General features: G+C 50.2%; 12 protein-coding genes and 2 tRNA genes. 5 read left to right on the top strand and 9 right to left on the bottom strand.

Annotated features, from left to right (window positions below; genetic code table 11):
* Positions 1–111: 111 nt before the first annotated feature.
* From H6F91_RS26250 to H6F91_RS26240, 3 genes are all read right to left on the bottom strand, one after another.
* Positions 112–981, bottom strand: coding sequence for a tetratricopeptide repeat protein (locus H6F91_RS26250; protein ID WP_347280090.1), 870 nt, complete (start codon positions 979–981; stop codon positions 112–114).
* Positions 982–1,529: 548 nt separating this feature from the next.
* Positions 1,530–2,501 carry a tRNA epoxyqueuosine(34) reductase QueG gene (gene queG / locus H6F91_RS26245; RefSeq protein WP_190770904.1) on the bottom strand — a complete coding sequence of 324 codons (972 nt, stop codon included), beginning with the start codon at positions 2,499–2,501 and terminating at the stop codon, positions 1,530–1,532.
* 572 nt (positions 2,502–3,073) lie between these two features.
* Positions 3,074–3,373 carry a ferredoxin gene (locus H6F91_RS26240; RefSeq protein WP_190770882.1) on the bottom strand — a complete coding sequence of 100 codons (300 nt, stop codon included), beginning with the start codon at positions 3,371–3,373 and terminating at the stop codon, positions 3,074–3,076.
* Between the two features lie 682 nt (positions 3,374–4,055).
* On the opposite strand from H6F91_RS26240, the gene H6F91_RS26235 reads away from it, so the two are divergent.
* The 3 genes from H6F91_RS26235 to ftsH4 all read left to right on the top strand — a co-directional run bounded on the left by H6F91_RS26235 (position 4,056) and on the right by ftsH4 (position 7,840).
* Entirely contained in the window at positions 4,056–5,033 is a 978-nt protein-coding gene (locus tag H6F91_RS26235) for a Gfo/Idh/MocA family oxidoreductase (RefSeq protein ID WP_190770883.1), read from the top strand.
* A gap of 244 nt (positions 5,034–5,277) precedes the next feature.
* Entirely contained in the window at positions 5,278–5,472 is a 195-nt protein-coding gene (locus H6F91_RS26230) for a DUF2949 domain-containing protein (protein WP_190770884.1), read from the top strand.
* 505 nt (positions 5,473–5,977) lie between these two features.
* Positions 5,978–7,840, top strand: coding sequence for an ATP-dependent zinc metalloprotease FtsH4 (gene ftsH4 / locus H6F91_RS26225; RefSeq protein ID WP_190789551.1), 1,863 nt, complete (start codon positions 5,978–5,980; stop codon positions 7,838–7,840).
* 557 nt (positions 7,841–8,397) lie between these two features.
* Here ftsH4 and H6F91_RS26220 read toward each other — a convergent pair.
* Positions 8,398–8,637: a 2TM domain-containing protein gene (locus H6F91_RS26220; RefSeq protein ID WP_190770886.1), complete on the bottom strand. Its 240-nt coding sequence runs from the start codon at positions 8,635–8,637 to the stop codon at positions 8,398–8,400.
* A 262-nt stretch (positions 8,638–8,899) separates the two neighbouring features.
* Positions 8,900–9,391 carry a cyclic pyranopterin monophosphate synthase MoaC gene (gene moaC, locus H6F91_RS26215; protein ID WP_190770887.1) on the bottom strand — a complete coding sequence of 164 codons (492 nt, stop codon included), beginning with the start codon at positions 9,389–9,391 and terminating at the stop codon, positions 8,900–8,902.
* A 307-nt stretch (positions 9,392–9,698) separates the two neighbouring features.
* Here moaC and H6F91_RS26210 point away from each other — a divergent pair.
* Positions 9,699–9,772: transfer RNA gene (locus tag H6F91_RS26210), tRNA-Arg, on the top strand.
* 194 nt (positions 9,773–9,966) lie between these two features.
* A tRNA-Arg gene (locus tag H6F91_RS26205) sits at positions 9,967–10,040 on the top strand.
* 88 nt (positions 10,041–10,128) lie between these two features.
* On the opposite strand, the gene H6F91_RS26200 is transcribed toward H6F91_RS26205, so the two are convergent.
* From H6F91_RS26200 to H6F91_RS26185, 4 genes are all read right to left on the bottom strand, one after another.
* Positions 10,129–11,382, bottom strand: coding sequence for an MFS transporter (locus H6F91_RS26200; protein WP_190770888.1), 1,254 nt, complete (start codon positions 11,380–11,382; stop codon positions 10,129–10,131).
* A gap of 456 nt (positions 11,383–11,838) precedes the next feature.
* Complete coding sequence (rpmA, locus tag H6F91_RS26195; protein WP_190770889.1) at positions 11,839–12,111, bottom strand: 50S ribosomal protein L27; 273 nt, start codon at positions 12,109–12,111, stop codon at positions 11,839–11,841.
* 85 nt (positions 12,112–12,196) lie between these two features.
* Positions 12,197–12,574: a 50S ribosomal protein L21 gene (gene rplU / locus H6F91_RS26190; protein WP_190770890.1), complete on the bottom strand. Its 378-nt coding sequence runs from the start codon at positions 12,572–12,574 to the stop codon at positions 12,197–12,199.
* A gap of 468 nt (positions 12,575–13,042) precedes the next feature.
* Positions 13,043–13,486, bottom strand: a complete 444-nt coding sequence (locus H6F91_RS26185; RefSeq protein WP_190770891.1) for an RrF2 family transcriptional regulator — start codon at positions 13,484–13,486, stop codon at positions 13,043–13,045.
* Positions 13,487–13,547: the final 61 nt, after the last annotated feature.

Raw genomic sequence — 13,547 nt, 5'->3', positions numbered from 1 at the left:
CTAATGAAAATGCCTATAGCGATAACCATAGCCTTATGGTTCAGAACCACAAAGAGAGAGGATGGGTGCTTTGCACTCATCCTCTCTCTTTGATAACGAAACAAACCAGTGCTAAGGCTGCTGTAGCCGCGCCACCACTTCGCGAACGCGAGGAAGCGCTAAAAACGACTGCGTTTGCGACAGCAACCGATCGCCCCACAAATTTTCCTTCAAAAATTCCACATCCGCATAGCGAACATCTAATTGGAGTGCCTGCTGCCCTTCCGTAATTGCCGCCTCTACATCTCCTTTGCTGTAGAGGGCGATCGCCATGGCCAGCCTCGGTTCCGGTTGCAGCTCATCAATTGCTACGGCCGTCCGCCATTGTTCCAGGGCTCCATCAACATCGCCCTGCTCGTACAGCACCAGGCCGATGTTGTTAATCGCAGGCCAAAAATTTTCTTCTATCTCATAGGCATCCTGATAGGCTGCGATCGCCTTGTCATACTGCTTCAGCTTGAAATACGAATTACCCAGGTCAAACAGCGCCCCTGGTTCCTCTGACTGGATACGCAGCCCAGCCTGCAACGATTCCACCGCCTGACCGTAATTCTGTGTACGGAAGTAAGCGGTACCCAGGGCAAACAAAACAGCCGCATTCTCGCGATCAAAATTACGTGCCTGTTGCAGCGCCGTAATTGCTGGCTCCTCCTGCCCCACCTGAAGATACAAACTCCCAAGCAGCGCCCAAATTTGTGGATCGTCTGGAATCAGTTGAGTTGCTAATTGGGCACGCACCAGGGCCAAGTCAAACTGCTGAAATTGGGCTAACTGAGCTGACTCCTGGGCCAGAATTAATCCCTGTTCCCGTAACCGTTGGGCATCTAATTGCGGTACGTGAGGCACTAAAGCCTGACTGTAGACCGGCTTCCCAAGCCCTACCAGACCACAGAGAAGAGAAATAACAATGATAGAACTCCGCTTTACCACACGCTTCACCACGATTTTTGCCCCAGTTTGATTGAACCCATTCCACAAGGCGTTTTCTTGAGCAAGGCAGCCTTGGGCTCAAGACATTTTCCCAATTGTAGGAGATGGACTGAAAATGGCTGCCCTTTTACTCACAGATTGCCATAGCAATTCTTATCCTCAATCTCCCGCCGTCGTCCGGGAAAGCGTGGCAATCTTCTAGCTGTCACAAAAGCTTTGGTTGTCAGGATGCTGTAGTTTTTACCTAACCTCGGGGATAAGCTGAAGTGTTCATTTTGGTGTTTTCGAGTACTGCGCAATACGCAGCAGCACTCGAAAACGCCTTAACCCGAACTCCGATTACCTAACGTCTTCTCACAAACTCAAATTTCAAACGTGTGGTTGGTTGTTGGTAGAGGTACGATAAGCACCCTCCCACAACAACCAGCCACACGTTTAGAGCAACATTCGTCAGAACTAAGGAGATTTCCAGATAAGAACTTCCCCATTGTTTGGAAAAAAGGCGCGGCTTCGCCGCGCCTTTTTTCCAAATAATGGGGATATTGTTTCTCAGAAATCTCCTAAGGCTCTGATGTTAGATTCTGGGACTCCAAATTCGCCTGAGCATTGCGTCGGAGCATGGCTGGCTTGATACGCCGCAAGGCAGAACCCTGAAAGCGATCGCCCCATTCCTCATCCGACAACTCTGCCAGTTCCGCCAAAGTTGGGTTGACATTCCACGGGTATGGCTGAAAGTCGGCCACATCTGTTTGTTGGGCAAACCGTTGATTCCAGGGACATACATCCTGACAAATGTCACACCCCGCCACCCAACCCTGCAGATTCGGTTTGAGAGCTTCTGGCAGATCTTCCGCTCGGTTTTCAATCGTGTGGTAAGCAATGCAGCGGTTGGCATCGACAACAAAGGGTTGGGCGATCGCCCCCGTTGGGCACGCTTCCAGGCAGCGAGTGCAAGTTCCACAATGCTGCGTATGGGGAGAATCTGGGATCAGGGGCACATTCGTTAACACCTCCCCCAAAAACACCCAGGAGCCATACTCCCGCGTAATCACATTGCTGTTCTTCGCAATCCATCCCAATCCGGCCCGCTCAGCCCAAACCTTATCTTGAATGGGGCCTGTGTCAGCATAATAGCGAGCTTCAATTCCATCCCCTTGCTCTAACAGCCACCGGGTCAGAGCCTTCAGGCGTTTATCCATTACCCGGTGGTAATCGCGCCCCCAACCGTAACGCGCAATCTTGGCATGACCGGGTTCGGGCGATCGCTCCTGCCCTGCGTAATAGTTCAACGCCACGGCAATCACTGACTGCACTCCCGGCATCACCTGACGCACATCCTGCCGAGCCGGGCGCGCCATCCAGGCCATATCCGCCTGATACCCCCGATCCAACCACCGTTGAAGATGCACAGCAACGGCCTGATCCCAGCCATCTACTGCCGCAATTCCCACCTTATGAAAACCCAATTCCAACGCCTTCTGCTTCACGGCTACAGCGTCAGGCCATTCCCTCTGTCGCTCCTTATCGGCCATCATCCACAATCCTCCAATCTCTATCCCTGCGATCGCCATCCGATACGCCGATACACCGAGATAACGCGCCCCTCCTTTACTGTAATGAGCTCCCTAAAAAGCAGCGAAGGATTATTCAGCATCACGTCGCCTCAAAAAACTATGGCAGATCATCCACTACATCACCCAAACCTGACCTGAAACCCACAGATGCGAAGCGATCCAACACCACCCATGCAAAGTTTTAAACACATCCTGCTATTCAACGTCAGTTCGGGATAAGCCGAACCGCCCTTATTGCGTGCGCGACGCGCACGCAATAAGGGGCTTTTTCGAGTGCCGCGCGACGCGCGGCACTCGAAAAAGCCCTTAACCCGAACTGAGGTTATTCAAAATCTGCACACAAAGGAACAGACATTTTTGGTGAAACGTCTACTGCACCAACATCTCGCCCCAGCAGAAGCAATTAAAACCAAGAACCTTGCTGTGTTATGGCAAAACGATGGCACAGCAAGGTTCTTGGTTTTAATGAATACTTGATTTTTCGCACGCGAAGCGCGCGAAAAATCAAGCGCAGAACTTTAGAGCGCAGCCTAGTAGAGTTCTTCTTCCTGGTGGGTCAGGATGGTGCAGTCAGAGGTGGGGTAGGCAACGCAGGTGAGAACATAACCTGCTTCGATCTGATCATCATCCAAGAAGGATTGGTCAGACTGGTCTACCGTGCCTTCTTTGATCTTGCCAGCACAGGTGGAGCAAGCACCCGCGCGGCAGGAGTAAGGAAGGTCGATGCCTTGCTCTTCAGCAGCATCCAGAATATAAACGTCGTCAGCGACATCAATCGTTGTATTCAGACCTTCAGACTCGTTAATTAAGGTGACCTTAAAAGTTGCCATGCAACAATCCTCTCAATTCTGAAAACGGCTTTAAGCGCTTACCGCACAAAGATCAAGATACCTCTTTGAGGGCAAACTCTCCTTCTGATACTACGAGAAAACTTATACCCTGTAACCGTATCTTGCCCCTAAGGGTGAACGGGATTCGTAATGAAAGGCTGGGTATTAATGTCAGATTACTTATACTTGCGAAAACGCATCTGGCAAGAAAGACCATCCGATGCGACGATCACTACCCCTTAAAAAAGAAGCTCAAAAAAACTGTCCTCTCCAAACTTGAAATCAGTCGTCAGGCAAGCATTAGAAACAACACTGTATCTGGCTCTGAGAGGCATTTATAGCTCAAAAGTCTAGAAATTTTGACCGTTCTCAGAAAAGTTTATGGCCAGCGAACTCAAGGTCTACACTCTACGAGTTGCAGGCTTCGTGTAGTTCAAAGCACCTCAGCTAATCTATAGCTAGACTTGATATCTACGAATAATTTTGGACAAGGAATCAGCCTGCTTCTGCCAGGATTATCCATGTAATAGGAAAAGATTATTTATGCATCAGCCTGAGGAACTTCAGATGGCCTTTCTCAAACGGTAATTTTTCCACGAAAATCATCCTCTGACCCATAAGATCGACCATCTGACCCTACAATTTAGTGTTGCTGAATACAGGGACAGATCCACTTATATTTATGGATTCCATTGGGGTTGGTATTGTTGGGACAGGGTATGCCGCAAAAGTGCGTGCAGAAACCTTTCACGGGGACAGGCGATCACACTTAGTTGCCATGGCTGGGCGCAATCTAGAAAAAACGCAGGAGCTAGTAGCCCCCTATGGTGCGATCGCCCTCACCGACTGGCATGCCCTCGTCACTCACCCCAGCGTTGATCTGGTCGTTATTGCAACCATTAACCGGGATCACGGAACCATCGCCCGAGCTGCCCTGGAAGCTCACAAGCATGTCGTGCTGGAATATCCCCTGGCTCTCACCGTCGCCGAAGCTGAGTCTTTGCTGGAACTAGCCGCATCCAAACAACGGCTGCTCCACGTTGAGCATATTGAATTATTAAGTGGGATTCATGGGGCGATCGCCCAATCCCTCCCCGAAATTGGCACACCGTTTTATGTACGGTATACCGATCTGACTGCCAAACGCCCTGCTCCTGACCGATGGAGCTACCACAATGATTTATTTGGCTTCCCCTTTGTGGGAGCACTTTCACGCATCCACCGTCTAACGAATCTATTTGGTTCTGTTGCTCACGTTTCCTGCGAGTCCCGGTTTTGGGGAGACGGGTTACCCGGCCAAGCCTTCACCACATGTATCGCCTCAGCCCAGCTAAAATTTACCAACGGGTTGATTGCCGATGTGGTGTACGGCAAAGGTGAGGCCCTCTGGAGTGATGAACGGGTTTTACTCATTCATGGAGAACAGGGTGCCATTCAGATTGCTGGAGAAGTTGGCACGCTGATTTTGGCAGATCAGGAGCGATCGCTCGATTTGGGTAGCCGTCGTGGGCTCTTCGCCAAAGATACTGCTATGGTGCTGGACGCCCTAACCTTGGGCCAGCCCCTATATGTCACGCCTCAAGAGAGCCTATACGCCCTGCGAGTTGCTGAAGCCATCCGTTGCGCCTCGGAAACCGGACGCGTTGTGAGTGTAGATTAATATTGTCCTCACGAAAAACTCATCTTTTACCGTCATAATCTGAGAAAAGTTTTAGGGGATCATTCTCAACCGGATTCCCCCTTGGGCTTAGCTCAGCGGCCGGAAGTCTACCTTTTTAGGGACCTAGCAAGCATTTCTTTGGATCGGATCAGAGTACAAAGATTGTCGCTATAATCATCATCATCAATTCTGAATTTTTGTTTCACAACTTAACAATCCGGTATTTTTCTTAAGGGCAATGGCAATGACTACTACCTCCTCAACCCAGACACGCCTCATCCAGTTCCTCCGAGACGAACTGGCTATCCCCGCCGCGTCCATTGCCGTTGCTTTGAAGCAGGGTCAGGACTCCAACATGCTGCCGATGGTGCTCTGGCAGTACGGCCTCATTACGCTGGAGCAACTCGACAAAATCTTCGACTGGATGGAAACTGCCTAACCACCACCACTCAAACTACCGGATGCGGAAAAGGGGCCGCTTGGCCCCTTTTTTGTCCCCTATATTCATAAGGTCTCACGCCCTTCAAAACGAGAAGATTATCGTTGAGAAGTCGCGCTCCGTATAGCTTTTCAACAATAATCTTTTCTAACCAGCTTCAGTAAAGCTATAGAAGAGAGGGCCGTGCTTAGCACGGCCCTCTCTTCTCATAAATGGCTATCAATATACACCTACGAATACTTGAGTTCGGGTTTCCTCCCCTTAACCGCCCCGCCCCTATTCCCTAAAGCATCTAAGATCGGTACAGAGATTGCAATTCGTAACATAACGAGCAGCGTCTCTCATAAATCAACGGGACGTTCGGCTGTGCCATCCCATGGCAGTTGTCTCCATTTCCCCTCCACAGGAGGATCACTGGAGAGCCTGCCAACCTTTACGGTGTCGGAGAAGGTGTTTGCCCATAGCGCCCGATGTTAATCTGTTTAGCCAAGGAGCATTCTTCGCAATGCCAATCAAAGATCAGCCGCAACCCCCACGGTCTCGTGTTATTGGCAGATTTCTGCTAATTGGATCGAGCATTTACCTGTTAATCAATCTGCTACTTCCCGTGTTCTTTGGCCCTTCCATTCCACGGGTTCCCTACAGCTTGTTTATCCATCAGGTTAGCGAAGGGGAAGTAGCGCGTGCTTCCATTGGACAAGATCAAATTCGGTATCAGCTTAAAGATGAAGGGGAAACAGCCGGATCGGTGCTTTCTACCACTCCCATTTTTGACCTGAACCTGCCCAAACTTTTAGAAGAACAAAAAGTAGAATTTTCCGCTATCCCTCCGGCTCGAGGTAACTGGTTTACCAGCCTGCTGGGATGGGTCATTCCCCCCTTAATCTTTGTAGGGATCTGGCAGTTCTTCCTGAACCGGGGCGGTGGCGGCCCTCAGGGTGCCCTTTCTATTGGCAAGAGTAAGGCCAAGGTTTATGTGGAAGGCGATGCTGGCAAAATTACCTTTGCCGATGTGGCTGGGGTCGAAGAAGCCAAAACTGAATTAGTCGAGATTGTAGATTTCTTAAAAAACTCCCAGAAATTTACAGATATTGGTGCCCGAATTCCCAAAGGAGTCCTGTTGGTTGGACCTCCTGGTACTGGAAAAACCTTGCTGGCACGTGCTGTAGCCGGCGAAGCGGGAGTCCCCTTCTTCAGTATCTCGGGTTCCGAGTTTGTTGAACTCTTCGTAGGGGTTGGTTCTGCGCGGGTTCGTGACCTGTTTGAGCAAGCCAAAAAGCAATCTCCTTGTATCATCTTCATTGATGAATTGGACGCCATTGGTAAGTCTCGAGCAACCGGCGGCTTCTATGGTGGCAATGATGAACGGGAACAAACCCTGAACCAGTTGCTCACCGAAATGGATGGTTTTGCTGCAGGTGGGCAGACGGTGATTGTGTTGGCTGCAACCAACCGTCCCGAAAGCCTGGATCCAGCTCTATTACGTCCCGGTCGATTTGACCGCCAGGTGCTGGTCGATCGCCCTGACCTGACCGGTCGCCTCGCTATTCTCGAAATCCACGCCAAGGATGTAAAGTTGGGGCCGAGTGTGGATCTGAAGGCGATCGCCACCCGTACCCCCGGTTTTGCCGGAGCGGATCTGGCCAACCTGGTAAATGAGGCTGCCCTACTGGCTGCCCGTAACAATCGCCAACTTGTCACCCAAGAGGACTTTGCTGAAGCCGTCGAGCGGGTTGTCGCCGGTTTGGAGAAGAAGAGTCGCGTCCTTAACGAAAAAGAGAAGAAAATTGTGGCTTACCACGAAGTCGGCCATGCTATGGTCGGTGCCGTGATGCCCGGTAGCAATAAAGTGGAGAAGATCTCCATTGTTCCCCGAGGTATGGCGGCTCTGGGCTACACTCTCTCACTGCCAACAGAGGATCGCTTCCTACTAAGCGAGATCGAGTTGGAAGGACAGATTGCGACCCTGTTGGGTGGGCGATCGGCTGAAGAAGTTGTTTTCGGCAGTATTACTACTGGAGCCGCGAACGACCTACAGCGGGCCACCGAAATGGCTGAGCGCATGGTTACCACCTACGGCATGAGTAAGGTGTTAGGGCCTCTGGCTTATCAGCAAAATCAGGGCAACAATTTCCTGGGAGCGGATGGCTCAAATCCTCGCCGTATGGTTAGTGCTCAAACTGCTGAGGCGATCGACCAGGAAGTCAAGGGCATTGTAGAATCTGCTCACGAGAAAGCCCTGGACATTCTCAAAGAAAACCGCGACTTGTTGGAAGAAATTTCAACCCAACTCCTCGACCGGGAAGTGATCGAGGGTGAGGAACTATACGCTTATCTGGGCTGCGTTAAGTCTCCAGTTGCCGTTTAATTTCCATCTACACTGTGATGCAAGGGAAGCTTCTTAAAGAAGCTTCCCTATTTTTATTCCGCTTTTATGTTCAACATCCCTCTGACAATAACTAACTATAGCAATGTGCAAGTGCGTTAAGTACAGCAACGGTGGTGTGGGGCACTTCGTGCCCCACACCACCGTACTTAATCAACGTGCACAGCGCTATACACCTCTAGAACAGCACTAACGCTACCTCAACCTGAGTTCAGGTTAGGGCTTTTGCGAGGGCGGAGTGCATACTCAAATGGGCACTTGAGCGTATCCCGAATTGGGGCTACCTCAGTTTTGATATGACAAAGATTAAGACAAAAAGAGAGCGTAGATTCTGTCTCACGCTCTCTTCCCGTTCTAAAACGGAATTTTATATGGGGTCAATTCCTGGTGAGGACGAATTCTGTTGATCTCTACATAATCAATCTGTGACGCACCTATGTCAGGGCTTGCACACATCCGTTATATTTGGTGATCTTTGTTGATTGTGGGGTGAACACACCACAATCAACAAAATGCGTCCGTTCTACATGTATTACTGCTTATTTAGAATAATCGGCGATCGCAAAGATCACAAGTCCATGCACCACCAGTGCAGTCAACCAGGCTCCCGTTACCCAGACTGTCCAGGGCCACGACTCCATCTGTACCAACCGGAAAAACCACAGACCGCTGTTAACGGCGATAAACGCAGCCACATGCACAGCAAACGTCATGCGATCATCCAGACGACGAAAATCGGGATCCTGGCGAGTCGGAACACGAGACCAACGGGGGGGCATAGGAACACCTGAGCAATGAATATATCTATTTTACAGCGCTTTTCAAGCGCTTAAAATCTGGTTGTTTTTGTGAGAGCCGCGCTCTGCGCGGCTCTCACAAAAACAACTCTGACTGGCTCAAGCGCAAAGCGCTGTAAGAAGGCAAAAAGGCAGAGGAGCAAGGAGACAGGGGAGGATAAGGGCAACCTTTTTATATCTTTTTCCGATCAGGTGAGGGATGAGGTCGACCTTCTCCAGGCTGCACGAGATCCCTCATCTACGTTCACTCGGCTCGATAATCCCCCGATTTTCCACCCGTTTTACTGACGAGATGAATAGACTCAATTTGCATCGATTTTTCCAGTGCTTTTGCCATGTCATACAAGGTCAGAGCCGCAATGGAAACAGCGGTTAGAGCTTCCATTTCGACACCCGTTTCCGCTTTCGTGCGGACGGTCGCCTGAATTCGATAGCCCGGCAGATCAAAATCAGGGGTAATTTGCACTTCCACTTTTTGCAGAGGCAGCGGATGGCAGAGGGGAATCAGTTGGGAGGTTTGCTTAGCTGCCATAATGCCTGCGATCCGTGCCGTTCCCAGAACATCTCCTTTAGGAGCGTTGCCCGATTGGATAGTTTCCAAGGTTGTGCTTTGCATGCGAACAAGACCCGAGGCGATCGCCTCTCGCACCGTCTGTGCCTTTGCAGAAACATCAACCATCTGGGCCTGCCCCTGAGCATCCAGGTGAGTCAGGGAGTTGGAGGAAAAATTCGTCATAACGTTTTACCCATGTGGAGCGATATTCTGTGCGCCTTCCTCCACCGTACTGGATTCATGGCTTCAGCGTTATGACTGATCTTGTCATCTTGGAAACGAAGAAACGGAATATAACGCAGCCCGCCTCTCCCCAAAGTGGATGTGAAAATATTTAGAAAATTTTCCGAAAAAACAGGCTTAAAAATGTTCCCCCATCAAGTTATTATTAGTAAGGCGCAGCGGTTTGGGTTTGAATGACAAAAACAAATGTGTTGCGCGGTTCTTGCAGAGACCATCTCGACTATGGTATAGTAAGAACTCGTGAGATGGGCTTGTAGCTCAGTGGACTAGAGCACGTGGCTACGGACCACGGTGTCGGGGGTTCGAATCCCTCCTGGCCCGTTAATAAAAAGGAGCAGCATTAACTGCTCCTTTTTTGTTCTTTAAACTAATCTAAAAGCTCAGCAATTCTCATTTTGAGCTTCAAAGCTGAGAGTCAAATCTCGGCTTTGATGCCCATACTGAGAATTGCTGGCTAAAGGCTTACGGGACTAGGTATTGCATCTCAATCGTGGTATAGTAAGAAGTTGTGAGATGGGCTTGTAGCTCAGTGGACTAGAGCACGTGGCTACGGACCACGGTGTCGGGGGTTCGAATCCCTCCTGGCCCGTTAATAAAAAGGAGCAGTATTAACTGCTCCTTTTTTGTATTCAGAATCTAACGGTAAGAGGTTCGCTGCGCTTTACACCGCGAACCTCTTACTTCTTGCTCAAGTGAACTGGAACCGCATCCAGGGCATAAACATCCCTTCCTCGGCCCAGGGCAAAGCGCACTGAGTGGAGCAAGTCTTTGCTAGATAACGTCAAAAATACCAGTAGCCCGAGCAGCGAAAGCCCCGCTGAAATGGCGAACACAGTACGGAAACTTGTCTGGATGGCGATCGCCCCTAACACTGGCCCTGCGATCGCAATCCCTAAATCAAAGCCTACCATCGCCAAACTAAAGGTTTGTCCCCGTTGATCCGGAGCCGAGCGATCTGCCATTAGTGCCGCCATCATCGGGATCAACGTTCCAGCTCCGGCCCCTTCCAGCACCCCAGCCAGCAGAAATCCAGCGACGCTATCCGTTGTCCATAGAGTTGCCATGGCAAGTGCATAGAGAATCAGGCTACCCGAGATGAAAGGACCACGGCCATAGTAGTCGGATGCTCGTCCCACCAGCAGACGACTGGAAAAACCAGCGATTGCGGCTGTGCTGTAGAACAGTCCCACATTAATCGAAACGTCTACCTCAGTCACCAACAACGGCACAAAGGTTGTTAGGGCGCCAAACGACAGACCAATCAACAGCAGCACCACGGCTGGTGTACGAATTGAAGGAGCGCCCAACATTCCCCAAAACTGCAAGCCCCCAGGAGTTGGGGTGTTTCCAGCAGGACGTGCACTCTCTCGTACCCCTAAGGTAAAGAGCAATCCTAGAATTCCCAACAAGGCTGACGCCAAAAACGCAGCATTGAATCCGTAACGAGATTGTAGAAAACCTCCTAAAGCCGGCCCAATTCCCATGCCGATGGGATTCACTAAGCTCATGTAACCAATCACCTCCCCTCGATTTGCAACGGGAGATAGGTCTACGACAAGAGCACTAAACGCCAGCGCAAAGGCCGCAATGCTAATACCGTGAAACGCTCGTAAGGCAATTAACCAGGAGAATGAGTCGGTTAGACCATAGCCAAAGGGAGCGATCGCTACCGTCGCAATGCCAATCAGTAACACTAACTTCCGCCCGCGGGTGTCAGCTAAGCGAGCCAGGAAGGCGCGAGTAGCCAGGAGCCCAATCGCGAAAGCTCCCATCACAATTCCAATAACTTGCCCATTGCCACCGATAGATTGAAGATAAAGCGGCAACACCGGTAACATTGCGGCCAACGAAGCCCAAAACAAAAGGCCCGCCGTAAACAACACCAATAAGTTGCGCCGAGTCTGAGGCTGCAAGGTTAAAAGAATTTTCACGAATCGCGTTCTTGCGTACAACGTTTGAAAGGCAGGAGCATTCCTTCTGCCTTTTACATCATGAAGAAAGGCCTATCTTCGGGCATCCCCCAAATGGAGCTTTATAGAAGCATGTAAGTGCGTTCGGCAATCTGAATCCTTTGCACAGAACGGAAATGTGGAGTGCTTCACTCATATCAAACCCAGTTGAAGAAGCATAATATGCAGCGGTGCCGCGCAATGTACTGCATATTATGCTTCTCTAACCAGATATCCTGCCAAGGACAAAAATAGATTTGGATTGCGCTATCAATAAACAGCAATCCAGCAAAAAGCCCGGTTTCCAGTAGAAAACCGAGCTAAGAATTCGTGCAATCTTTGAGCTATAGCGTCTACACGATTACGCTAGAAAAGCCTTGGAGAAGGTTAATGTTTTGCGCGTTTTACAAACAAAACATTAACCGTTCAACAAACCACTTAGGCAGAAGCTTCTGCTACTGCTGGGTAAACGCTAACTTTCTTGCGATCCTTGCCCTTACGCTCGAAGGTGACAATCCCATCAACCAGAGCAAAGAGCGTATCATCGCTACCACGACCCACATTCACACCGGGGTGAACTTGAGTACCGCGCTGACGAATGAGAATATTGCCTGCTTTGACAACCTCACCACCATAACGCTTAACACCTAAGCGCTTGGCATTAGAGTCGCGTCCGTTCCGTGTACTACCTGTACCTTTCTTATGAGCCATACTGCTAACCCGTTACATCCTGGTTCTGGTTTTACTTTAGCGAAAAAGCGATCGCCCGTGCAGCAACACGCCCTGTTGTGAGGCCTTATTCAGCCGCGGCAGCGGTATCAGTAGGCTCAGACTTAGCCGCAGCTTGGCTGCTGGAACCGCCTACATTAATGGAATCAATCATCAAGCGTGTCAGCTCTTGGCGATGACCCTGCTTTTTACGAGTCTTTTTCTTAGGCCGCATCTTGTAGACGACGATCTTACGACCCCGCAAATGACGTAAGACTGTACCCTCAACCGTGGCCCCTTCAACCCAGGGTTGCCCAATGGAGATGTCTCCATCGTTCTCGACAAATAGAACACGGTCAATGGATACTTTACCGTTCTCTTCTACCGCCAAACGCTCTACATCATAGAAGCGACCGGGCTCAACGCGGAACTGCTTCCCGCCCGTTTCAATAATTGCGTAGGTCATAAATCCCTCTCATGAGTGGCCGTACAGGTTGCGTGCCTGGTTCAGGAATCGCATTCTTACCTGATCCGAGCCGAAAACAGACAATATATCATTGTGCCGGAATTGAGCCCTATTCGTCAACACTGAGTTCTTATGTTCAGCAATTCTCATTTTGAAATCAGGCCCGAAAACCGCGCACTAAAGGCGCGCGGTTTTCGGGCCTCAAAGCCAAGAGTTCACGCCCTACGGGCGTGAACTCTTGGCTTTGAGGCCCATACTGAGAATTGCTGTCTCATGTTCAGCAATTCTCATTTTCGAATGAAGCCCGAAAACCGTTCGCCTGGGGGGAGCGGTTTTCGGGCTTTAGAGTCAAGAGCTCATCCCCTTAGGGCTCACGACAGAACAAAATCTCATTGCTGAGAGCTATGAAATGAGAAGTGGCACGCGGTTCCACCTCTCATTTCATAGCTCCTAGCACCACCAAAATAGCTACACCACAAAGCTGGTGGTCGCTCCCTGAGATGCCTGCCAGCTCCGAGCATCGTAGTACAGATCCTCAAGGGAAATGTTGTAGAGTGCTTCCTGAAGCTTTTTATAAAGGCGATTCCACAACGCGAACGTCACCCAGTCTTCTGCCTGCTCTGCGTTGGGTTGATGACGCGGGAGAGGATCAATAGTTTCCCCGACAGCCTCTAAAATTTGCCCCAGAGAAATATGGGCAGGCGATCGCGCCAACCGATATCCCCCTTGAGATCCGCGAATGGAAATAACAATGCTGGACTGACGTAATTCAATTAATAGTTTTTCCAGGTAAGGAGCCGGTATTCCCTGTCGTTCGGCGATCGCCTTTACCGAAGCAGGGCCATAACCTGGCTGTAAACTCAAATCCAGCAGGGCTTTAACACTGTAATGCCCACGGGTTGTTAACTTCATCTGGATAACTGTTGGTAGTGGGAGACAGGCTTGATCCGAACATCGGCATATAAAGTATAAA

The sequence above is a fragment of the Leptolyngbya sp. FACHB-8 genome, from assembly GCF_014695575.1.
Classification (GTDB): domain Bacteria; phylum Cyanobacteriota; class Cyanobacteriia; order Elainellales; family Elainellaceae; genus Vacuolonema.
Note: the sequence above shows the minus strand (reverse complement) of the source record. Positions and strands in the feature narration are given on the sequence as shown.

Excerpts from the sequence above, each read along its gene's own strand:
- H6F91_RS26235 (WP_190770883.1), top strand. The coding sequence starts at position 4,056 with ATGGATTCCATTGGGGTTGGTATTGTTGGGACAGGGTATGCCGCAAAA.
- moaC (WP_190770887.1), bottom strand. The coding sequence starts at position 9,391 with ATGACGAATTTTTCCTCCAACTCCCTGACTCACCTGGATGCTCAGGGG.
- rplU (WP_190770890.1), bottom strand. The coding sequence starts at position 12,574 with ATGACCTACGCAATTATTGAAACGGGCGGGAAGCAGTTCCGCGTTGAG.
- ftsH4 (WP_190789551.1), top strand. The coding sequence starts at position 5,978 with ATGCCAATCAAAGATCAGCCGCAACCCCCACGGTCTCGTGTTATTGGC.
- H6F91_RS26220 (WP_190770886.1), bottom strand. The coding sequence starts at position 8,637 with ATGCCCCCCCGTTGGTCTCGTGTTCCGACTCGCCAGGATCCCGATTTT.
- rpmA (WP_190770889.1), bottom strand. The coding sequence starts at position 12,111 with ATGGCTCATAAGAAAGGTACAGGTAGTACACGGAACGGACGCGACTCT.
- H6F91_RS26240 (WP_190770882.1), bottom strand. The coding sequence starts at position 3,373 with ATGGCAACTTTTAAGGTCACCTTAATTAACGAGTCTGAAGGTCTGAAT.
- queG (WP_190770904.1), bottom strand. The coding sequence starts at position 2,501 with ATGGCCGATAAGGAGCGACAGAGGGAATGGCCTGACGCTGTAGCCGTG.
- H6F91_RS26185 (WP_190770891.1), bottom strand. The coding sequence starts at position 13,486 with ATGAAGTTAACAACCCGTGGGCATTACAGTGTTAAAGCCCTGCTGGAT.
- H6F91_RS26230 (WP_190770884.1), top strand. The coding sequence starts at position 5,278 with ATGACTACTACCTCCTCAACCCAGACACGCCTCATCCAGTTCCTCCGA.